Source organism: Stenotrophomonas sp. I18B00994, assembly GCF_014145825.1.
Lineage (GTDB): Bacteria > Pseudomonadota > Gammaproteobacteria > Xanthomonadales > Xanthomonadaceae > Stenotrophomonas > Stenotrophomonas maltophilia.
Genome location: NZ_JACIUW010000007.1, coordinates 138,377 through 160,445 on the forward strand (window position 1 = coordinate 138,377; position 22,069 = coordinate 160,445).

22 protein-coding genes are annotated in these 22,069 nt (G+C 62.6%); 5 read left to right on the plus strand and 17 right to left on the minus strand.

From position 1 onward, the window contains the following. The first annotated feature begins 65 nt into the window (after window positions 1-65). Complete coding sequence (locus H4O10_RS09850; protein WP_005410106.1) at window positions 66-503, plus strand: acetyltransferase; 438 nt, start codon at window positions 66-68, stop codon at window positions 501-503. Between the two features lie 56 nt (window positions 504-559). Next, window positions 560-766, plus strand: coding sequence for a hypothetical protein (locus H4O10_RS09855; RefSeq protein ID WP_005410107.1), 207 nt, complete (start codon window positions 560-562; stop codon window positions 764-766). 22 nt (window positions 767-788) lie between these two features. Here H4O10_RS09855 and H4O10_RS09860 read toward each other — a convergent pair whose 3' ends face one another. Beyond that, entirely contained in the window at window positions 789-1,346 is a 558-nt protein-coding gene (locus H4O10_RS09860; protein ID WP_323145451.1) for an N-acetyltransferase, read from the minus strand. 223 nt (window positions 1,347-1,569) lie between these two features. Here H4O10_RS09860 and H4O10_RS09865 point away from each other — a divergent pair, with 223 nt between their 5' ends. The 3 genes from H4O10_RS09865 to H4O10_RS09875 are packed head-to-tail and all read left to right on the plus strand — an operon-like array spanning window position 1,570 to window position 4,248. Next, window positions 1,570-2,226 carry a hypothetical protein gene (locus H4O10_RS09865; protein WP_033833188.1) on the plus strand — a complete coding sequence of 219 codons (657 nt, stop codon included), beginning with the start codon at window positions 1,570-1,572 and terminating at the stop codon, window positions 2,224-2,226. A 43-nt stretch (window positions 2,227-2,269) separates the two neighbouring features. Beyond that, window positions 2,270-2,923, plus strand: a complete 654-nt coding sequence (locus tag H4O10_RS09870; RefSeq protein WP_033833157.1) for a hypothetical protein — start codon at window positions 2,270-2,272, stop codon at window positions 2,921-2,923. Beyond that, a complete protein-coding gene (locus tag H4O10_RS09875; RefSeq protein WP_005410111.1) occupies window positions 2,920-4,248 on the plus strand; it encodes an XVIPCD domain-containing protein in 1,329 nt (442 codons plus the stop codon). Before H4O10_RS09870 ends, H4O10_RS09875 begins: the two co-directional genes overlap by 4 nt. Window positions 4,249-4,297: 49 nt before the next feature. On the opposite strand, the gene H4O10_RS09880 is transcribed toward H4O10_RS09875, so the two are convergent. The 16 genes from H4O10_RS09880 to H4O10_RS09960 all read right to left on the minus strand — a co-directional run bounded on the left by H4O10_RS09880 (window position 4,298) and on the right by H4O10_RS09960 (window position 22,068). After that, window positions 4,298-5,398, minus strand: a complete 1,101-nt coding sequence (locus tag H4O10_RS09880; RefSeq protein ID WP_033833158.1) for a hypothetical protein — start codon at window positions 5,396-5,398, stop codon at window positions 4,298-4,300. A gap of 97 nt (window positions 5,399-5,495) precedes the next feature. Then, window positions 5,496-6,500, minus strand: coding sequence for an XVIPCD domain-containing protein (locus H4O10_RS09885; protein WP_033833159.1), 1,005 nt, complete (start codon window positions 6,498-6,500; stop codon window positions 5,496-5,498). 57 nt (window positions 6,501-6,557) lie between these two features. Beyond that, window positions 6,558-7,094 carry a hypothetical protein gene (locus H4O10_RS09890; RefSeq protein ID WP_033833160.1) on the minus strand — a complete coding sequence of 179 codons (537 nt, stop codon included), beginning with the start codon at window positions 7,092-7,094 and terminating at the stop codon, window positions 6,558-6,560. Window positions 7,095-7,411: 317 nt separating this feature from the next. Next, on the minus strand, window positions 7,412-7,963 hold the full coding sequence (locus tag H4O10_RS09895; RefSeq protein WP_229295628.1) for a DUF4189 domain-containing protein: 552 nt from the start codon (window positions 7,961-7,963) through the stop codon (window positions 7,412-7,414). Between the two features lie 973 nt (window positions 7,964-8,936). Then, window positions 8,937-10,076 carry a type IV secretion system protein gene (locus H4O10_RS09905; protein ID WP_049402204.1) on the minus strand — a complete coding sequence of 380 codons (1,140 nt, stop codon included), beginning with the start codon at window positions 10,074-10,076 and terminating at the stop codon, window positions 8,937-8,939. Between the two features lie 74 nt (window positions 10,077-10,150). Next, the gene (locus H4O10_RS09910; RefSeq protein WP_024958425.1) at window positions 10,151-10,978 is read right to left on the minus strand and encodes a hypothetical protein; all 828 of its coding nucleotides are present in this window, start codon (window positions 10,976-10,978) and stop codon (window positions 10,151-10,153) included. A 24-nt stretch (window positions 10,979-11,002) separates the two neighbouring features. Continuing rightward, on the minus strand, window positions 11,003-13,450 hold the full coding sequence (locus H4O10_RS09915) for a VirB4 family type IV secretion/conjugal transfer ATPase (RefSeq protein WP_033833162.1): 2,448 nt from the start codon (window positions 13,448-13,450) through the stop codon (window positions 11,003-11,005). Window positions 13,451-13,534: 84 nt separating this feature from the next. Next, on the minus strand, window positions 13,535-13,843 hold the full coding sequence (locus tag H4O10_RS09920; protein ID WP_012480639.1) for a VirB3 family type IV secretion system protein: 309 nt from the start codon (window positions 13,841-13,843) through the stop codon (window positions 13,535-13,537). After that, window positions 13,836-14,255, minus strand: coding sequence for a TrbC/VirB2 family protein (locus H4O10_RS09925; RefSeq protein ID WP_012480640.1), 420 nt, complete (start codon window positions 14,253-14,255; stop codon window positions 13,836-13,838). The genes H4O10_RS09920 and H4O10_RS09925 overlap by 8 nt, the downstream gene beginning before the upstream one ends. 73 nt (window positions 14,256-14,328) lie before the next feature. Then, complete coding sequence (locus H4O10_RS09930) at window positions 14,329-15,294, minus strand: lytic transglycosylase domain-containing protein (RefSeq protein ID WP_180845633.1); 966 nt, start codon at window positions 15,292-15,294, stop codon at window positions 14,329-14,331. 3 nt (window positions 15,295-15,297) lie between these two features. Beyond that, window positions 15,298-16,341 carry a P-type DNA transfer ATPase VirB11 gene (gene virB11 / locus H4O10_RS09935; RefSeq protein ID WP_033833165.1) on the minus strand — a complete coding sequence of 348 codons (1,044 nt, stop codon included), beginning with the start codon at window positions 16,339-16,341 and terminating at the stop codon, window positions 15,298-15,300. A 14-nt stretch (window positions 16,342-16,355) separates the two neighbouring features. Further along, the gene (locus tag H4O10_RS09940; RefSeq protein ID WP_033833166.1) at window positions 16,356-17,609 is read right to left on the minus strand and encodes a TrbI/VirB10 family protein; all 1,254 of its coding nucleotides are present in this window, start codon (window positions 17,607-17,609) and stop codon (window positions 16,356-16,358) included. Then, entirely contained in the window at window positions 17,606-18,385 is a 780-nt protein-coding gene (locus tag H4O10_RS09945) for a TrbG/VirB9 family P-type conjugative transfer protein (RefSeq protein WP_033833167.1), read from the minus strand. The genes H4O10_RS09940 and H4O10_RS09945 overlap by 4 nt, the downstream gene beginning before the upstream one ends. After that, window positions 18,382-19,428 (minus strand): type IV secretion system protein, encoded by a 1,047-nt coding sequence (locus H4O10_RS09950; protein WP_012480645.1) that lies wholly within the window; start codon window positions 19,426-19,428, stop codon window positions 18,382-18,384. Before H4O10_RS09950 ends, H4O10_RS09945 begins: the two co-directional genes overlap by 4 nt. 89 nt (window positions 19,429-19,517) lie before the next feature. Further along, complete coding sequence (locus H4O10_RS09955; RefSeq protein WP_012480646.1) at window positions 19,518-19,964, minus strand: hypothetical protein; 447 nt, start codon at window positions 19,962-19,964, stop codon at window positions 19,518-19,520. A gap of 424 nt (window positions 19,965-20,388) precedes the next feature. Further along, complete coding sequence (locus H4O10_RS09960; RefSeq protein WP_005410127.1) at window positions 20,389-22,068, minus strand: type IV secretory system conjugative DNA transfer family protein; 1,680 nt, start codon at window positions 22,066-22,068, stop codon at window positions 20,389-20,391. Window position 22,069: the final 1 nt, after the last annotated feature.

The following is a 22,069-nucleotide window of genomic DNA, read 5'->3' on the forward strand; positions in this document are numbered from 1 at the left end:
CACATCTGCGCGCTGGATCGGGACGCGCCATACTACGCACTCTTTGCAAGCACCTTGGCGAACCCATGACCACCCTCCGCCCCTCCCGCGCCGACGACGGCGCCGCTCTTGTCGACCTCTGGCGCCGCGCCGTCGACGCCACCCACGACTTCCTCAGTGCCGAAGACCGCCAGGCCATCGATGCCGAAGTCGCCGGTTTCCTGCCGCAGGCGCCGATGACCGTTGCTGTCGATGCGCAGGATCGGCCGCTGGGCTTCATGCTGATCGATGGCACGCACATGGAAGCGCTGTTCATCGATCCGGACGTACGTGGCACCGGCATCGGCCGGCAACTGCTGCAGCACGCACTGGCCCAGCATCCGCAGCTGAGTACCGACGTCAACGAACAGAACGCACAGGCCGTCGGCTTCTACCTGCGCATGGGCTTCGTCGAAACCGGACGTTCACCGCTGGATTCGCAAGGCCGTCCGTATCCGCTGATCCACCTTCGGCACAACGGCTGACATCCGTCGGCAGCAGCCACGTGCTAGCGTGGTTGCTTTCGACCAAGGAATGCCGCATGGATGGTGCAAAAGCCCTGTTGACCCTGTTTGCGCTGGGCATCAGCCTGGTCTGGATCCTGGTGCCGTTCGCCATCTTCGCCGTGCGCAACCTGCTGCGTGAAGTACTGGTCGAGCAGCGCCGTACCAATGAACTGCTTGAACACATCGGCGGTTACCGCATTCCGAAGCCGCAACCCGAACCGACCGTCTGGCGCGCGCCCTGAGCAGAAACGTGCCAGGCCCGGATCAGGCCGTCGCCTCGAAGGCCGGTGAGTACTGCACCTCGCCCTGTGCCAACGGGGGCTGCAGGCAAAGTGCCTGGAAGTACTCCGGCGGCACACCCGGCAGCACCAGGCCCGGCTCGGCACAGAAGCCGAAGCGACCGTAATAGGCGGGCTCGCCCAGCAATACACAGCCATGTGCGCCCTGCTGACGCAGTGCTTCAAGTGCGGCATGCATCAGGGCCGCACCGATGCCCTGCCGCTGCCAGGCGGGCAATACCGAGATCGGCCCCAGGCCAAACCAGCCCGTGCTGCCATCGCTGATCGTCACCGGCGACACCGCCACATGGCCGATCACCTTCCCGTCCATCTCGGCCACCAGAGAAACGCTCAGCTCCCCGCGCGCGCGAAGGGCGTCGACGATGAACTGCTCGGTATGGCTGCTGTGCGCAGCGTTCCGGAATGCGGCCTCGGTGAGCGCATGGAGGGTGGCGTGATCATCAATGGCTTCGGCACGGATGGTGTAGTTCATGGCGTAATGCTCGCTTGCGTGAGAGTCGCGTGAATTGGCGACCGTTGTCACAAATTGGCGGCGAAATGTCGAACGCGAAGCGCAATAGCCTGGCCAACCCCGAATCGCCTGTGCCGCAATCGATTCGGTGACGCTCCCGAACGCTGAATGCGTCAAAATTCCGTCACCCACGCCTTGCCGCAGCTGGCGCCAGGTTTCCAGAACACTCCATAATCGATAGACCTGTCACCAGGGAAGGATATATGGACACGGACGCACGATGCAGGATGCCGCCATGGATGTAGCCACGCCGACACGCGATGGACGCCATCTGGTACCGATGGGCCTCTTGCTGGCGCTGACGGCCTGCTCGCCTTACGCGGACGCAGAGCGTGACGTCGCCGCAGGTGGACGCGGCCTGGCCAAGCTCAACCCGTCACCGCAGCAGGGCTACGAGCTGGTACTGACCCTGAAGGATGCCCCCGGTCCCTTCGCGGTGGTCGAGGGCGTTGCTCAGTACGACGTCAGCAACCACAGGGACTGCGGCCGGGTCCTGAGGGCGACCGGTACCGCCAGCCGCATCACCAGCCAGGAGTTGGTGGAACTACACAAGGTCGACGAGAACGAATACCGCGGCATGTTCTACCTCGACCGCATGCAGGACGAGGATTACTACGGGCGTGGCGTCTGCCATTGGACGTTGACGGGTGTCGGTGCGATGTTGCGCGCTACGACCGGCGAGGCGGATACGCGATTCCTTACGTTCGTCGACAAGGAGCGCATGGAGAGCGACTCACCTCTTACGCTTTATTACCCAAACCTTATCTATCCGCGCGCCGACACTGTCGCCAACTTTGGCGCCAGTGGCAAGGAAGATCCGTCGGGGTACAGCGAAGAGCTGCGCGACGCGCTGTTCTCAACCACAACCACTGTGCGGCAGCTCTCGCCGTGAGCTGCCAGTGCCACATTTCCCCCTACACACCAGGAGGCCGACATTGCGCCACAAGATGATCCCGTGCCTTGCTCTGCTTCTACTGACCGCCTGCAACCCGGAGACCGCCATGAACCAGGAACGTGCCGCTGCCGAAGCCGATGTCGCCCAGGGTGGGCGCGGCCTCGCCAAGCTCAACCCCAACCCGCGCAAGGCCTATGAACTGGTATTGCGCCTGAAGGATGCACCCGGCGACTTCGCACTGGTCAAGGGCGTAGCGCAGTACGACGTCACCAACGAGGATCAGTGCGGCCACATCGAGCCGGCCACCGGCACAGCTGCACGTATCACCAGCCAGGAACCGGTGGAGCTGCGCAAGGTCGCTGAGGGCGAGTACCGCGGCACGCTATATGTGGACCGCATGCTGGATGAGGACTACTACGGTCGTGGCGTCTGCAAGTGGGAGTTCACCGGTGCCGGGGCAATGCTGAAGGCGACGGGTGCCGAAGAAGAGACCCGCTTCCTCACCTTCGTCGACGCCAAGCCGCTGACCGAAGGTGGCGCCCATACGCTCTACTATCCGGATCTGGTCTATCCGAAGGCAGATCGCGTTCCCAACTTCCCAGCCAGTGGCGAGCCCGATCGCAGCAACTACGCCGCTGATCTGCAGGACAAGCTGTTTACGATCACCCTCTCCGCAAGTGAGGTCGCGCCGTGACCATCACCTCTCAGGACTACGCCGCGTTATCCAATGACGCCTACAAGGATCGGGCCGTCGGCCGACGTGAACCCGGCCAAGAAGAAAAAGTCACGTTAAACGGCCATGAGTACAAGATACTTGAGCATGTCAACAATCGTCTCAACGGCTATCAGGGCACCGTCTATCAGCGCGTAGACACCAAAGAGATCGTCATTGCGCATCGTGGCACCGAGCAGATCGCTCGCGATGCGATTCTGACCGACGGCGGCATGGTGGTTGCGCGCACCAACGTGCAGGCGCCTGACGCGATTGCTTTGACACAGAGGACACTCGAAGGCGCTGCGCTTCAATCCCGCTTGAACGGTGTGCCCGCGCCCCAGGTCACCGTCACCGGTCATTCCCTCGGCGGCGCCCTCGCCCAGATCACCTCGCACCACTTCAACGTCAAGGGCGAGACCTTCAATGCCTACGGCGCGGTCAGCCTCAGCTATCGCATTCCGGAAGGCGGCAACACCATGATCAACCACGTCATGGCCTCCGATCCGGTCAGCGCCGCGTCACCGCATTTCGGCCAGGTACGCATCTATGCCAAGCCCGACGAGATCAAGACGCTCGCGGCAAACGGCTTCAGCAATCACGCCCTGCGTGATCTGATTCCGGACCGCCCGATCATCGCGGCCACCAGCTCGTTCGGTGCGCACAAGCTGGGCAACTTCCTCAACGAAGGCTCGGTGCTGAAGCACCCCGAAACGCAGAAGCTGGCGAAAGACAACGCCAAGATGATCGAGGAGTATCGCGACGACGTCGAGTCACTGCGTCGCGGCGTCACCCGCGCTGCACGCGGCATCCCGGGCGGCGCCATCGATCTGTACGACCACATCCGCGGCCCGCTGCAGCCCGGTGAACCGGCACGCCGCGAAGCGGAGAAGAATGGCCATCACACCAGCATGCTGCGCATGGACGATGCCAACCATCTGGGCAACCCGCTGTTCAACGACGCGATTCGCGGCGTGCACGCACATGACGTGCGCGTTGGCCGCGTGCCGGACGTGATGAGTACGCAGCTGGCGGGCAGCCTGGCGGCGGAGATGCACGCTGCAGGCGGCAAGCGCATCGACGAAGTGGTGATGAACGCCGATGCCTCGCGCAGCTTCGCCGTGCAGGGCCAGGGCGGTGACCCCGCCCACCTTCGCGTGTCGGTGGATACGGCAGTGGCGATGAACACGCCGCTGGAACAGAGCAGCCAGCGCATCGACCAGCAGGCTGCAGGCCAGCGCCTTGCGCTGGAGCGCGACCAACAGCTGGAACAGCAGCAGCATCAGACCCGCAGCCTGCAGGCCTGATGGACAGCGCGGGAGCCGGTCATTCCGGCTCCCGCCTCAGCACCGTGACTCAGGGGCTGGTGGCCGCGACCGGCGCAGATGCACTGGCGGTCACGAACAGATCCGGCCCGGAATCCGGGAAGCCGCCGCAGGCGCGATCGCCCGGCGCGACCGGATCACACGGCCACTGGCTGCGCGGGACCTTGTCGCGCAACTCGAAGCGATCGCCGGTCCAGACCACGAAGGCGAGATGCTCGCGGTTCCAGTCACTGAACGCACGCGCCCCACCCTTCGGCACCGTCTCCGGATACTGCACGAACCAACGCATGGCCGGCCCGAACTGCAGCTTGCTGTGATCCAGCGTGATCCTGCCCCCACGCGCCAGCTGGCGTGCGCGATCCGCCTCGGTCACCTGTGGCATGGCCGGCATCGCCTCGGCGGTAACATCCCTCGGTGGCGCATCGCCACGCACCTGGTAGACACGCTGGCCCACATACGCCTCGCGGCAGTTGCCCGCTGGCACACGTACCGGCTCCGCGCTGAACTCATCGCGGTTGGCGACCTGGTCGCTGCAGGTGAACGGCGCGGACACCAGGTAGAACGTGCTGTCGGCATCGCGCCCTTCCAGCGAGCGCACCCAGACGTCGCCCATCCGCACGATGAAGTCCGGGCGCTGGCCGTACCCAGGCACCGCCTTGAACCAGGCCTTCTGCTGTACCTCTCGCTCGCGCCAGTTGCGCGGCAGGTGGATGTCCTGCTCGGGCAGCGCGACCAGCAGAGCGGCCAGATGCGCCGGCATGGTGCCCTGGCAGGCGCCGGTCAGCAGGTCGCCCTGGGTCGCCAGTCGCCCGGCCAGATCCACCGGGCAGCGCGCACCGAGCGCCCGCTCGGTCGCCCGCTCGGGCGACAATGGCACGATGGCCAATGCGGGCGGTGCGGGTGCTACCGCCGGAACGGTTGGCTCGGCGGTAGCAGGCGGTGCCGTTCCTGCGGGCGCATCAGCGATCGCCTGTACCGCGGCGGGCGTTTCCGCGACGGGCGGCGCTGTCTCCTGAGCCTGTGCCGAGGCTGCGGCAAGTCCAAGTGACAGCAGCCAGAGCGGCGGCAGGCGGCGCGCGGATGCATTGCAGCGGGCAGCGGCCTGCAGGGCATTCAAGGGAACGATTCGCATGTGGTGTCCTTACGGGTGGGTTTCCATGTCGGCGCCACAGGGCGCCATGCGTCTTACGCAAAACAACGGCGGGCACCCTGCCCGCCGGCACCAAGTGCTACAGGGATCGAGAACGCTGCTCCTGCTCGCGGGCGAGCGCGGCCGTCGGATCCTGCTGCGCAACGCTGGCCGCCAACTGCTGGCTGCTCTGCGCCAGTGGCTGCTGGGAGGCCTGCTCCCGGTCAACAGACGCACGCAGCATGGCCGGATCACCCAGCGCGCCCTGCACTGCAAACAGCGTACGGCCGTCGTTGCCCGCCAGCAGATGATCGATGCGCGACAGGCCGGCCTTCTGCGCCCCCAGCGCCAATGCGCCAGCGGTATTGTCGAGCTCCTGTGCACTGCGCAGTCCACTTTGCGGCCCCATCTGCCGCAGGTGCTGGCGCGCATCCTCGAACAATGCGTTGCCGGGCTCACCGGCATGCGACATGTCGCGTGCAACGGTCTGCGCCGGCGCACCGACTTCGCCGCGATCCAGTCGCGCCATCACGTCCGGCGTCAACTTCTGCTGCCAGACCTCAAATCGTTGCCGGCGCGCCTCGATGCCATTGAGCGCGCCGTTGAGCGCATAAGTTGCTTCGCGCACATCATGGCGCGCCCCCTCCGGCACCCGTGTCTGCCACTGCCATACGGCAATACGGCCTGCGTACTCGGGCTGCGCGGCCAGCTCCGGGTGATTCACCAGGTCCAGATCCAGCGCCTTGCCGGCACGCTCGTAATTCTCCTTGCCGACCAGTGGCAGATAGCCGCGGCCGTGGTACTTCAGCGCGTCACCAGGCGCGTCGTTGCCCATGCGCCCGCCGTACATCAGCTCAGCCAGGTTTTCCGGGCGACCACGCAGCGCTTCCTGGCGGGCGCTCTCCAGCGCAGCGTTGCCATTGCGCCACGCAGCCTCCACCGGGATCTGCGAGATTCCCCGGGTGAAGTTGAAACTCTCGTTGAGCCGGCTCAAGCCACGCGACTCGTGCCCTGCCTGGGCCATGAAATTGGCCAGTTCAAGCGGGGAGTCGATGCCGGCTTTGGTCGCCTGCCGCAACAGCTGCGACTCTCTATCGGTCGACACAGTGCAACTCCTGAATCTTCATCAGCGCGGATTCCCTTCCGCCGGTTGGAGCTTGGCTCATGGAAGCGACACCTCGGCGACGCTGGACGGGTCGAAGTCCTCGAACCGCACCCTGCCCAGCTCCGCCACCGAGTAATCCCGGATGTTGGTCGCTTCGGTCTCGATATCCACGACCTTGCGTCTCACCCCATCCACCCAGCAGGCCTTGTCCGCAGGCGCATAGCGGAACCGGTAGGTGCTGCTCCAGCGCTCGCGGCTACCGCCGTTGGTGATCACGCTGAAGGTGCCCTTCTCGACCATTGCATACGCAAAAGGGTCGCCGGCCAGGCCACCTCGGGTCGAACACGGCACCAGCTTGTCGTTGCGCGCGGCCAGCTGCCAGCGCCCGCGCCCATCACCGCGCAGCAACAGCAGCACCCGGTTTGGCCCGTGCTGGCCGGGCACCAGCCCTTCCGGCGTCGGCTGGTCGATGACCAGCAGCTGATACTCGATGCCATCGCCGTTGAGTTCGCCCCTTACGGCTTCCAGCAGGTTCGCACCGGACGGAACAAATGCCAGGGCATCGTCCATGTGTGCGCCAACCCTGTCTTCCATCCCCTCCCACTCCTTCAATGTGGTCATGCCGATACCCGCCTCCCTGCCCAGCCGGAACGCGTTCCGGCTTATCCGCGCCTGCGCGGACAGGAATCATAGCCTTGCGTACGGCAAGACCACGATGATGGCGAGCGTCACCCGACGCAGGGGCTGACAGCGTCCTCACTGGACGGAAGAACCCCTGCATTCGGCGGCACTGGCGCGTCATTTTCATGACGCGTGGGGAGCTTACCGCGAGGCGTTCTGCCGCGTCGAAGTGCGAGGAAATCGAAAAGCGGAATTGATCACAGAAAACGGGGCTTAGCGTGAATGGCGCCTTACCTGATGAACAGATCCGCCGTGCAGGCCGTTCTGGCGATCCCGCATTGTCCCTGCGGCAGCTGCTTCCATGCCGCCTTCGCGTTGCATTGCTGCATCGCGACAATGACCGCTCCCTGTTCGGACATGGCGGTGGCGACGCTGGTGGTTTCAGTGCCCAGGCCCGCGTGGGCGACCGCCACGCATTGCGCCTGGAACAGGGTCGCCAACGTACATTCGCCTTTCCCGAACTCCCTGCACTCCTTCATGGATGCACGCTTGGCCTTGCCCCGTGAGCGCATCGAGTTGCTGATGAAGGTATCGCCGCGGGCATCCATCGCCACGCCGCGCACGGTCTGCGCCCAGTTGGGGCGATTGTTGTACGGGGATCCTGAGCTGCTTACCGGAATGGGCGCACAGCCCTGTACACCCTGGCCACCGATGGGATACATGCCCTGCGGGCAGTTGCCTTCGGCAAGCGCGGTGAACGGCGGCAGGCCTGCAATCAGCAGACACGGGAGAAAAGCGAGGTGGATTCGTTTCATGGGGAGACTCATTCCTTTGCTGCCCATTGTGAGAGGCGGGACGGCCTGAGCAGATGATCGTTGCCCAAACTTGCCTCCCGGGTTGGGAAGGCTTCGCAGAGCAAACACAGGCCCGGGCTGGCCGGGTACAAGATCATTGGAGAACTCGGCGATTCCAACCGGAGTGCGCTGCAAGCCCGATGGTGGCGCAGCCACGCTGAACGCTCAAGGTCAATCGCGTCAGACTGTGCATCAACGCAGGCTCGACTGAAGTAAATCACCCAGTTGAAGTAGAGCCGGGGCACAGCAAGTTACTGTCGATCACATAGACGCCGTCGCACCAATATCGCCTTCACGTCGGCATGTCGAAGCTTGCCCAAGCCGTTGCCCTGAGCAATCAACACGCTCCAAGCACTGGCTGTCAGGATCCTTTAGCTAGAACGCCTCATAGACCGGCTCAGAACACGCTGAGTAGGCGACTTTGCATTGCGTTCCAGCCGGATCCACGCAGATCTTTTGTGCCTGCGCAATGGCTTCCTTCAAGTCTTTACCGCTCGCAACGCCACCACGCGCCCCATTGCCTTGGCTCTGAGGAACGACCCAAGCCGCACACTGGTTCCGGTACGCGATGAGTACTCGGCAGTCGCGAGCAGCGCGCATGCCGCATCCCTCGAGAGCGACACGCTCCGCATCCTCTTTCGTAGCCCTCCCTGTCGCCACGCCTGCTTCGTTCGTGCTGGGCGAGGAAGCAATGGCACCCCACGTCTTATGCCACTGGCCAGCGGGTTCCGCCCCACGGGCGCCCCCCCCCGCTCCAGGGATGGGGGCACACCCCCCCACCCCTTGATCGCCGATGGGGTACTGGCCGGCCGGGCATCGGCCCTCCGCATTGGCGTTATTGGCAACGAGGAGTGCAGCAAACAGCAGCGTCAGAGTCACGAACGCCGGATTACCGCGTAAAGGTTTGAAATCGGCCATTGTCTTGAATCTCTGAAAATTCACGGCGCCTCAGTCTCACAACTCATTGACCTGTTGCATTTCCTCGCATACCTGGGCTTTGAGTCGGAGCAATCGCGTTATTGACAACAGGGGAGGTTGCTGCGACAGGCGCCCCCACCGAACCACGATCTCCCGACGGCGCCGGCGGCGGAGCCGACATGCCCGGCGGACGACCATCGGCACTCGGCGAGGCACTGGCACCACCGCCTATCTGCGAATATGCCATGAAGGTGCCCAGGGTGCCCTGGAAGAACATCGCTGCCATTGGGGGTGTAGTCAGGATCAACGCGGTGAGGATCAGGCCCATGCCTCCCTGCTGCATTGCCTGGCTGGTCATGCCGTCGGACATGCTTTCCTTGAGGATGAATTCCTGCACCAGCGCTGTGGTCCAGAAAGTGGCCGCCACACGTACCACCATGTCCAGTGCGATGGAAACCATCGCTGCAAGTACGGCCATGGAGAACATCGTGCCAATGCCGTAGAACAGCCAACGTTGGAACAACTGCTTGGTCTGGTCGAACAACAGGCAGAGGATGAACAGGGGGCCAAAGCCGATGAACAGCGCCATGGCGATTTCATACAGCATCAGCATCGCACCAGCGGTGATGGCTGGACCTGCGGTGCCCATGCCGATGAAGAACAGTGCCCGCTTCTTGTCCTCCAGCAGCTCCCCGTCATTCATGATCTGGATGGCGTCGATACTGGAAAGCGCCACCTGCATCCATGCCAGGCTCTTGTCGATCTGAGCTTCGGGTGACTCGTTCGAGCCTGTCACGACCTTCGTGATTTCTGCCTTGACGTCGTGGGTGAGGAAGCTCTGAAGGTTGGTGCCGAAAGCGCCCATCGTGGTGGCCGCGCTGACGATCAACGCCGCACGCGCCATATTGGTCACCAGCACCATCATTGAGTCCCGGCTGCGGCCGGTCACGATGCGGAAGCCCTGCACCAGCACCCACAGGGTCATGAGCGTGAGGGCGATGCCGCCGACCCACTGCATCATTTCCCCCATCATGTCGATGCCGAACTTGTTTATCTTGCTTCGCAGGAAGTCGAAGATGAACTTGAAGAACACGAAATCCCCGATCGACTGGACACGTGCAACGTGCCCCATCAAATCCTGGAATCCGCCATTGAAATCAAAATTGGCAATCGACCTGATCATTTCCGCAATCCCTTGATGTATCCCTACCGGACAACCTCGTGGAGCGGGTGCCTATGCACCTGCCCCAAGCGGCGTCAGTCGACGTGCAAAGCGCGTTCCAATGCGGCCGTCTTGACCAGCTGCGAGATGACGCCCGGCTTGCCCTTCAATGCCACGCGCGCCAGCACGCGCTGATTGGCCATCATTGACTCCTGATAGGCGTCGTAGGACCGCATGCGCGCCTCCCACTCCTGCTGCAGCTTGGAAATATCGTTTGCCGTACGCAGGGAGTCACTGTTCACGGCCGAAAGAGTTCCCGCAAGATTGCCATCGGCGCCGCCTCGCCAGCCCATGATCTCAGACAACGACGCGTTGATGCTGGGAATGGTCTTCTCGATGAAATCCACCGTCTCGTTGCGCTTCCGGTTTTCCATCATCTGGATGTTGACGCACAGCTGCTGCTGCTGCGCGTAGAGATCACCGGAGGTATCCAGCACAAACTTCTTCAGCAGGCTGCCAGCGCTGAAGCCCGCCGACGTACGGCAGAGGTCGGCGACCATATAGTCGTCTGGAACCCGCTCCAATGTGGCGCCTGGCGGCAAGCCGAAGTTGTTGATCATGCCCTGGATCTGGACAAGCGCATTTTGGTACTCCTGGAACGTCCTTCTCCACCGAGTTACCTGAGCCGCGTACTCCAGCCCGTCAGCCTTCATTTGCGCCTTCCCTTGGGCAAAGTCCTTCAGTGCCTGCATGAGATTACTGAGGTCGAAGACAGGGTAACCACCGGCCGAAACCGACGTGGTGGAGAACATGACCATGCTCCCCAGCAGGATGGCTGCCAGGCGCTTCTGACGCAGACCGCGGTGGCGCTTGTGATTTCGGGATGTCATGCTCATGTTCTTCTCCAGGGGAATGGATTTCATTCGGCGCTGTCTGATCCAGGGCTTTCAAGCCGCATCGGTTTCGGCAGAGGCCTTGGCTTTACCAGAGCCCTTTCGGTTCTTGTAGAAGTCCTCCAGCCACTGTTCCGGCGTGAGTTCGTCCACGGTGATCCGATTGCGGACTGCAGCCGTCTGCAGCACCCGATGCATGATGTCGATGTTGTCGGTCGAGGCCGAGATCACCGACAGGATGTCGTCCATGCCACGCAGGTTGAGCTGGCAGACACTGGAAGCATGGCCCTGCTTGACCAGGAAGCAGCGCGAGCGCTCGTCCAGTGCCGTGACCACCTTGAACTCCGCCTCGGTCAACTTCAGGCCATCCATGTAGTCGCTCTTGCTGGCGTTCGGGTTCGGCAGCAGGATGAGCGTGGCGGTCTGCTCGATCAGGGCAGCGGAGATATCACTCTTCAGCGCGTCTTCCGGGCTCTGCGTGGCGAAGATGCCCAGGCCGTTCTGCTTACGGATGGTCTTCTGCTTGTTCTTCGCGAACTCCTTCAGGCCACCCTCGCCGTCCAGGATCTTCCAGAATTCGTCCATCACATAGATCAGCGGTCGACCGTCGATCAGCGATTCCAGGCGGTGCAGCAGGTAATTGATGACCGGCACGCGCACTTCGGGATTGTCGATGATGTCGGTGTAGTCGAAGCCGATGATGTTGGCCTTGCTCAGATCCACCGTATCGATCGGATTGTCGAAGACCCAACCCAGCGAATTGCCCGAAGTCCAACGGCGCATGCGCGCATAGAGGCCGTCGTCGCCCATGTTGGGCAGGCTCTTCTGGAAGTTGGTCATGCTGCGCAGATGCATCGGCGTATCGAGCATGCTCTCCACCGCACGGTAGATGTCCTCTTCCTCGCGGGCGCTGTACTCGCGCTTGCCGGCCAGCACCTTGATCAGTTCGGCCAGGAACTGCACGTTCGCTTCGTTGTTCTCGCACTGGAACGGGTTGAAGCCGGTCGGCGCACCGTTCTCCAGGGCCAGATAATTGCCACCGCAGGCACGCACGAAGATCTCCGCACCACGGTCCTTGTCGAAGAAGAAGATGGTCGGTGACGGCTCATACTTCTGAACCTGGCTGAGCAGGAAGTTGATAAGCGCGGTCTTGCCGGTACCGGACTTGCCGATCACCATGGTGTTGGCGATCGCCTTCTCACCCAGCGAATTCTCGGATGGATGGGTGGCATGGAAATTGAAGTAGTACGGCTGGCCGTTGGTGGTCTGCAGCGTGGTCACGCAGTCGCCCCACGGGTTGTTGTGCTGCTTGCCGGTGGCGAAGTTGTGCAGCGGCGACAGGCCGAGGAAATTCAGCGAGCTGACGTTGGCCAGCCGCGTGCGGAAGCGCCAGTTGGCCGGCAGCTGCGAATAGAACGACGAGGTGACTGCCAGATCCTCCTTGGTCGACACGAAACCGGCGTTGGACAGCTCGGCACGGGTCGAGGCCACGTTCTGCGACAGCTTCGCCTGGCTGTCGCCATACACCGCGATGATGAAGTGGTATTCGCCCAGCACGAAGTTGCCTGACGACAGATGATCCATCGCCTGGTCGAGTTCGACGATCTGACTGACCGCCTTGTCGCCCGAGGAGATCATCATGCCCTTGGTCCGGTCCAGCACCTTCAATGCGTCCTGGCGCCCCATCGGGCTGAACGAATGGGTGATGACGTACTCATAGTCCAGATACTTCAGACCATTGAGAATGCCCGGATAGGTCCCCTCGGCATATTCCTTGATATTCAGGATCGCGCCGAAATGATTGACGCCATTGGGCGTATTGATCACGAAATCGCCGGTCTTGGCCGAGAACATATGACGGCTGACCGGAAGATAGTCTTTCACAGGCGCCGACAGCACCGGTACCGGCTCATCGATGCGGTTGATCAGGTAGCCGAACAGCTCAAGCGTCTCGGAAAACACCACACCGTTCTTGGCTTCGTACATACCGAGCCGGTAAGGCGCGTAGTCGCGGATCACAGCCTCGACGTTGCCGGCGAGCTCCATCAGCTTCTCGACGGCCTGCTCCTGCTCGGCGCGCAGCTTGTCCACGTTCGCGGACTTCTCCACGAAGCGCTTTCCCGCCACCACCGGGCGATAGATCATCGTCAGGTACAGCTCGTTCTGCATGATGCGCTGGGAGGACAGCATGCCCATGTACTGGTCGGACACATCCTGGTTGAAGCGCTGCTTGTAGTAGCTCTTTCCCTTCAGGGTGCGACGGCGCCGGATGTCATGCACCCAGAAGGCAACGTTGACGAAATCCGGTGCGCGCAGCGTCTGCAGCAACCGGTTGAAGGTGTTGTGCCGATGCTCAAGCTCCCATTCTTCGCGCCCCACGAACGGCAGCCCTTCCAGGTGCCACGTCAACAGGTAGTCGCCGCCCGTGGTCTTCACCACATTCGGAGCCACGTGCGACGACAAGGGGATGAATTCGCTGATGGAGGTATCTGGGTTGAACATACGACTGCTTCCAAAAGGTACTGCCGACAAAGATGCGGAGTTGGCCAGGCGGGCGCTCAACGCCCGCCTGGCCGGATCCAGCCCTCAATCCCTGGGGGCTGGCTTGTTGCGGTAGTGATTCGGGTTGAACACCCACATGCCATCATGCTCCTGCACGTTGCGCACCTTGAGCTTGAACATCAGGCGCAGGCCCAGCAGGCGGAAGATCATCTCGTCACGCTTGGCCATCTGCCGCATGATGAAAATGGCCACCGGGATGGTCAGCAGAAACCAGAAGTTCGTGTACATGCTCAGCAGCAACAACCCACCCGCCACCATGAAAAATGGCAGGTAGGGAACGCCCAGGAACATCGCTGGGCGCGTGCATCCCCGGAACAGGACGTTCTTATGCACTGTAGTACTGGACGGCGTGCTTGATCATTTCAAACGCCATGCCAGCGCCGTCGCCACCACCGACCTTTTCGCAGCTGCCAGCCTCCTTGCCGAGCAGCATGCGCGCGATCTGGCCTGCCGCGCCGATCAGCACACCGCCGATGAGGATCGGGGCCACGTCACCGATGCGCTTGTGGGCAAACGCAATCTGGTAACCGGCGAAGATCACGGCGATCGTGACCACGGCGATCGAGGCCATGTTCAGCAGACCGTTGATGTTGGAGAAGAAGCCGCAGACCTTGCCATCGGTACCACCGAAGTCAGTGCCGGCCAGGGCCTGCGGAGCGAACACAGCACCGGCGAATGCGACGGCCATCAGCATGGTCTTCAGCGTGCGCTGGGCCTGGACGAGGTCGAGATTGAATCGCTTCATGGATTGATTTCCTTGTTGATGGACTAACACAACTGAATCGACCAGCCGGGGGACCGGTCGCACCACGACTTCGTCAGAACACGAAGGCCGCATCCCCTGCGGGAATCTGCTGCACCGGCGCACGGGGCGCCGGTGCGTTGTAGAAATTCTGGGTGTCCGCTGCCGGCGCGTTACGCTCATTCCACGGGCGCAGCATCACCGGCGCGTTCGCGCCGGCAGCCATCCCGGGAAGCTGTTGCGGCATGGCTGCCCCGCCCTGCGCCGCACCAGGCTGCTGATACGGCTGCGGAGCCTGCTGCGGCATGTCGTTTCCACGCTGTGCCTGTGGCTGCATCATTCGATCGACCGAGCCCAGCACCACGCGCGATACCGCCTGGTCGGCGATGTTCAGCAGGCTGCCGCGGGCCATCGCACCGGTGGATGGGTAAACGGTGTAGGCGCGGGCCGGGTCATTGGACGGTACGTACACCGGCGCACTGGCCTGGGCGACGATGCGCGCCTGGGCCGGCGAGGCCGTCTGCGGATGATGTTCGACCCTGACCACCCGACGCTCGCCGCGGCTGACCACGTCAATCGGCGCGACGGCGTTGCTTGCGACCTGCTGACCGCGGCGGATCGAGTCGTAGATCTTCTGCACGTACCCGTGACGGAAGCCGGTCTCGAAGTTGCCCGAGTAGTAGCAGCTGAACGACTTGCCCCAGTCACCACCGGAGCGCTTGTAGCAATCGGCGAGGATGCGCGAACCCGCCTGCAGGTTCGGGCACTGCTGGAAGGCCTTCTCGTAGGAATCCAGCCCGTACTTGCCCAGGTTGTAACGGTTGACCTGGGCCAGGCCAATGGAGAAGTTGTAGCCCTTCTCCTCCAGCATGCGAACGGTGGCCAGCGCCTCGTCGAGGGCCTTGGGCTGGCGCACCAGGGCGCCGCCGACCACGCCGATGGCATAGGGGTTGCGCGACGATTCCACGTTGATGACGTGCTGCATCACGTCCATCGAGACGGCCATTTCCGGGCACGCCATCATTTCCAGTCCTGGCAGCATTGGTCAGCCCTCCTGCCCCTGGGCACGCCCAGGATTGAAGTCGATGCCGGTGATGTAGCGCGAGCCGGCATGTGCCTTGATATGCACGACGATGTCGATGGTCATCATCAACAGTCGCTTGATCACGTTGAACTCCAGGCCAGAACCCTCGGCCGAGGCCTTCACCATCAGCGCCAGCTGGTCCCAGGTCTGCTCCGGGCTACCGGCATGGCAACTGGTGATCGAGCCCGGGTGGCCCGATGCGCAGTTGCGGATGAAGTAGAACGCCTCGTCACCGCGCAGCTCGGCCAGGATGATGCGCTCGGGCTTCATGCGCAGGCAGGCTTCCATGCAACTCTTTGCGCTGACATTGCTGGTGCTCTGCCCACCCTTGGAGTACAGCAGGTGCACCACATTGGGTTGGGTCAGAAACAGCTCGCGTGCGTCCTCGATCGTGACCAGGCGTTCGTTGTCCGGGATATGATTGACCAGCGCTTTCATGAAGGTGGTCTTGCCGCTACCGGTCGCACCGGAGACCACGATGTTCTTGCGGTACATCACCGCACGACGGAAGAACTCTGCGTACTCGCGCTGCTGACGCAGTTCCAGCAGCTCGCGGTCCTGCTCGCTCAGACTGCCATCCTGTTCCAGGATCTGGTTGAAGAAGCCATCCTCGTGGTACTGGGTGAGCGACTTGGTGTGCTTGGACGGCAGGCGGATCGTGATCGAGACCTTGCCGGCATCACAGGCAGGTGGAATCACGAACTGCGCACGTTGCCCGGTCGGGAAGGTGAGCGAGACGACCGGATCGGCATCGGTGATGCGCTGGCCGGTGTTGCTTTCGTTCACCACGGCGGTGCAGAACTGCCGTGCCCGCTCGAACGTCAGGCCCGGCACCTCCACCCGCTGCCACCCCGCCCGGGTTTCCAGGTACAGCTCACCGGGACGGTTGATGCAGATTTCCGTCACTTCCGGGGATGTCATGTACTCGGCGATGCCCAGCACTTCGTACTGATAGCGCAGGAAGTCGCTGGAAACGAGGGCGAGGGGTGACACTTCGGCGTCCATGGTTGTTCTTCGGGTTACCGGCGCGGGTTGAGCACGTTGGTGAAGTCGACGTCCTTTGCGACGTAGACGTTCACGACGGTGCCCTGGTTGATGGTGACAGTCGGCGGGCGATTCGAACTGGTCAGGGCTTCGTTGGCGAGACGCTCCATCGTGCGCGCGGTGGCGCTTTCATAGGGCGAACGAACGGCAAAACCATTACTGGAAACCGTCGTCGACTCCGGGCCATGCTCGGCTGCGGCGTACTTGAAGGCGTCGGCGATCAGGCTGATCATCAGCGCCGATGCAATGCGGCTGCCCCAGTGCGCGCTGTACTGGCCAGGATGACCGGCACCACCCAGCTGATCCACGCCCGGGCTGGACATGGCCACGTCGATGCCATTGGGCGTGGTGATGCGATCCCAGATCACTTCCACGCGCTTGCCCTTGGGACCACCACCGTACGCACCGTAGATCTTGGACCCCTTGGGCAGCAGCAGGCTGCGGCCGTTGATCGAGTACACCGGTTCGGTCAACAGGCACGACGTATAACCTGCAAGATCGGTGATGATGCGGGTCTCGAGTACACAACGCAGATAGGTGCCACGCACCAGCAGTGCATCGGGGCTCCGGATGTAGGAAGCATTGGACACATCCTCCACATCTGGCCCGCGGCGCACCTTGGCCGGCGGAGCATTGCCGTTCTGCGCCTGCAGCGCAGCCAACGTGGCCTGCATGTAGGGATCGTCGTTGTCCCCTGCTGCAGCCTGGCCGCCGGCGTCGCCCGTGCCCACGCCTGCGCCACCACTACCGGCAATGCGGCGATCCAGCAGACTCGGGCCACGCTCGACCTCGCGCTCGGGTTCGGCGCGAGGAATGAACGTCGGGCCCATCGTTTCCTGCGGCGGTGGCGGCAGCATCGGAATGGGCTCGGCGGCTTCCCGGGCGGCCTCGCGAATCGCGGAGGGTGCAATGATCGGCAGGTCGGGGGTGCTCGAACGTGCAACCTGCGGCGGCGCCTTGGCTTCTTCAGCGTCTTCCTTGCCCTTGCGCAGCAGCAGGAAGCCCATGGCCAGCAACAACACCAGGATGCCGCCGAGGAACAACAGCGCCTTGCGGTTCAAGCGCTGCTCTTCCGCAGAGCGAAGCTGTGGGGCACTGGCATCCAGATCCGGCGCCGCCTCTGTCTGCGCGTGCCCGTAGTAAGGGTTCGCCGATGGCTCCTGAGCCGCAGGCCCCTGTCCGTACGGAGACGGATTCGGATCGTTTTCGGGAGTGTTCTGCTGGCTCATTTCTTCACGTTCCTTCGCAGGCCGACGACGAAGTCGCCGTGGCGGATGACCAGGTACGGGTACGTCCCGTGCACGATCAGCGTATTGCCCTCAACCGTGGTGTTGACCACGAAATCCTCGCCGTACTCCTTCTCGCGACCGAACACGGCCGGGAAGATGCCGGTCTTGTATTCGGGCGAGTTGGGCAGTTTCAGATAGGTGAAACGGCCATCGTCGTAGGCGTTGACCGGGATCAGCCACCCCATCTTCTTCGCCTTGCTGGTCGAATAGGAGTAGTTGAAGTTGTATTGGCGGTCCTTGGCCAACTCGGTGCTCAGCAGCGGCTGCGCCTCTTCCTCGACCGCTGCCTGGGCAGGCCCGAACACAGTGTCATTCGGATAGACGAAGGCGATCTTGTACTGCACGCCGGCGCGACGGGCCTGCTCAAGCTGGCGCCAGTCGGTGGCAACGACTTTCAGCTCGAAAATGTACGAATGGGTCTCGGTACGCACCATCATGTTGGTGTCGACGTCGACGTTCTTCGGCTTGAGATAGAACACGTTCTCGCGACGGGTGAGTTCCCAGCCGCTGCTGAAGCCGGTGCTGTAGTCGAGGATCTTCTCGTTCGGGCTCAGCTCGATCTGGGTGGTGAGGCCCAGGCCGGTGCGAACCGGGTAGATGCGGTCCTTCTCATACTCGTAGTGGTCAACTGCCTGCGCCATCGCCGCGCTGGAAAACACCAGCGACAGCAACGACAGCAGCGCCCACGCGCTTCCCCTGATTTTTCGACTACTCATCGGTTGCTTGCTCCATCAGCATTTCCGGTGGAATGGTTCGGTGCCGGCATCATTGCCGGCTGTCCCGGCGCGCCCTGCCCCGGCATCGGCTGCCCCTGGACCGGCTGCCCCTGCATGGGCGCACCCTGCATCGGCTGCATCTGCCCATTGGCCGGCACTGCGACAGGCTGACCGGTGGCGGGATCGATCATGGTGGCAGCGGCCGGATTGTTCGGAACGTACATGCCCTGCGCCTGCTGCGCGGCGAGCTGTGCCTGTTGCGCGGCATCCTGGGCCTGCTGCTGCATGGCACCGTCATCCGGCACGGGCACGCCGCGCGCATAGTCGTTGTCGACACGGTACTCCGTGACCTGGAACGCCAATGGGTTGAGCACGCGGTCCTGTTCGGAGAGCGCCAGATTCTGGTTGTACTGGAAGCGCATGGTGACCAGCTGGTTGTCCAGATAGGTCGACACACCGCTGCGCTTGTCGAGCAGGCTGCGCTGGATGCGCACGGACGCGCCACGGAAGCTGCCGTTCGCCTGCACGCCCAGCGGGGTGATGCTGAGGATCTTGACCCTGATCGCCTTGCCCCGGCCGTACATCACGAACGGATTCTGCGGATTGTTGCTGGCATAGCGCTGCTTCATGCTTGCGGCCACGGCATCACTGGACATGACGAACACCAGCTCCCAGTCGCGCAACCCCATCACCGCGGAGTCGTACGACTCGCGCGCCAGCACGTACTGGGCGACATTGCTGCGGTTGACCGCTTCATTGGTGGTGATCGTCTCGCCCTGGAACGTGCCCCTCAGGCGCGCCACCGTAGCGGTACCCGTGTAGGCATCGGCCATCACCAGGAACGGCACCTTCTCCTTCAGCGGCAGCATGTAGTAGTAGCCGCCCGCCAGTGCCAGCGACATCAGCAATGAGCCGGTGGCGACCCACCAGGCGCGGCGCTCACTGCGACGCGCCATGTCGGCCACGGTGATCTCGTAGCTGACCGCCTTGGCGACCGACTGCTCGACCTTGGGACTATTGCCGGGATCCTTCTTGCGGAACATGGATTCTTCCGTACTGCTGAAACATCAATGGGCGTGGCACCCCTGCGACAGGCGCGGGGAGCGGCACGTTCGATGATTTCGAGGTGGACTCAGGTGCCGCTGTTGGAATCAGCGCCCTGTGCCGACGCGGTCGGCGTCGAGCCAGCGCTCTGCACAACGATCTGGTTGCCAACGATGGAGACGGAGATGCCCTGCGCTGCATAGGCCGCCGTCAGATCGATCACGGCCTGCTGAGCGTTGGTGGTGTCGATGTTGGAGACCGCGCCGTACAGGGTGAAGTCCGAGCTCAGGCGGTAATCCAGCGTGCGTCCGGAATCCTTGGCCCAGCGCTCGAGCATGGCTTTGAGCGTGCCATCCATCGGCGAGGCCTGGTAGACGTAGCTGGAGTACAGCGGGATCTCGGTGGTTGCCGCAGCAAAGCGGTTCACCGGCTTCCAGCGGCCTCCGAAATCGGGAGCGGACTTGGTGGCGCAACCGGCCACCATCAACGCCGCCACTGCGGCGATGGACATTTTCGCGATAAACGCCTGATTCATACGGGCTTCACTTTGACGTACGAAAAAGCAGTCCCGAGCATTGGTCCCCTGGTCGTCCGGCGCTGCGTCGCGCACGCCGGAATCGGAGCGACGCACTGACTGGCAGCACACCCACTCCGGCTCCCCTGCAGCCAACGGCTGCCAACCAAGTCGCGGGGCCGCCAGACATTCCCGGCGACACACCCGCATACCTCACCAACGTCGAAACCATCCATGTTTCATGGCACAAACTCCTGGCCACCCTGCTCTACAACATCTGCCATCCATCACACATTTCTGAACGGCATGCACAGGGTCGCACAACCACGCGTCAATTCCATGTCAGACAAGTCTGAAAATCCATGAACAAATGCCGAATTCTTGACTCAACTCACGTTTTCACGTCAGTGAATATGAATCTACGTCACAAATTTAACGACGTGAATTAGACGTTAAGCATTGGAACGTCGACTTTCGGCAGCAGCCGCGAGGTGAAGTAGCGATCCTTGTAGTAGCGGATCTTGTCGCACTTCACCGGATGCGGTATGCCCTCGTACAGGAACACTTCCTTGTCCGGCCCCATCGCCTTCAGCTCCTGCGGCAGCATCAGTGCCCGCCGCTCCTCGGTGAAGCTGTGGGTCTTCTCGCGGGCGTGGGTGACGTTCTTCTTGCGGATGGTGGTGTAGCCCAGCATGTCCGAATAGTCGTTGGCGTCCTGCTGCTCGCGCGGCGCGTACAGGATCTGCAGCGCGTGGTTGGTGATGATCGTTCGCGAGACTTCCCGGCCGTAGGTGGCATCGAGCTGGGACATGCTCTGGATGATCGGCAGCAGGCGGATGTTGTAGCCGGCCATGTAGGACACCGCCGAGGCGATGATCTCGACCTTGCCGATCGAGGTGAATTCGTCCATCAGCAGCAGGCACTGGTACTTCAGGTCCGGGTTGGACTTGGGCAGTTCCTTGGTGTTGAGGTTGATCAGCTGGCTGAAGAACAGGTTGATGATCAGGCGGCTCTCGGCCAGCTTGTTCGGCTGGATGCCGATGTAGATGGTCATCTTCTTCTTGCGGACGTCGGTCAGCAGGAAGTCGTTGCTGCTGGTGGCCTTGTCCAGCACCGGGTTGATCCAGGGGTTGAGCGGTTCCTTGAAGGTGCCCAGGATCGAGGCGAAGGTCTCGTCGGCCTGGGAGAGCATGTTGGCGAACGCCGAACGCGCGTTGCCACTGAGGAACGAACGCTCCGACAAGGCCTTGAGGTACTTCTTCAGATCGGTGCCATCGCCGGATGACAACCGGTAGACAGAACCCAGCGTCGGCGTGCCCGAGCCGCCCGGGAAGCCGCTGCTGCGCTCGTCGTCCCAGTTTTCGAACAGGTACAGGGTGAAGGCCATGAACGCGTTGCGCGCCTGGCTGACCCAGAACTTCTGGTCCTCGGCGCCGTCCGGATACAGCATCGCGGCGATGCTCATCAGGTCCGACACCCGGAATGCCGGATCATCGGAGACATAGCTGAGCGGGTTCCAGCGGTGCGTGCGCCGATCCTCGGCGAAGGGATTGAACAGGTAGATCTCCTGGCCCTGGCTGGCGCGCCAGCCGCTGGTCAGGTCGAAGTTCTCCTGCTTGATGTCCAGCACCACCAGCGATTCGCCGTATTCCAGCAGGTTCGGGATGACCACGCCCACGCCCTTGCCTGAACGGGTGGGTGCCGCAAGAATCACGAACTGCTGGCCATCCAGCCGCACCAGTTTGCCGCCATGGCTGCCGACCACGATGCTCTGGCCGGTCTTCTTGAACATGCCATGCCTGGACAGGTCGGCGCCGGTGGCGAAGCGCGCGTCGCCATGCAGCGAGCGCTTGTCCTTCTTCAGCAGCAGCACCAGACCGGTCACCAGCAGGACCAGCAGCGGCAGGCCGAAGCCCACGTAGCCGGCCCACTTGATCTTGCCCACGAACGGCGCAACCTGCGGCTGGCCGATGGCGTGGTAGTACTGGTAGTACGTGTTCCAGGTGAACAGCTTGGTGTCCAACCCCAGGAACAACAGGGTCAGGTAGCCGGAAAACACGAAACCAAGCAGCAGGGTCGCCAGCGTGACGATGGCGATGAGCAGATACTTCTTACTGGGCAACACC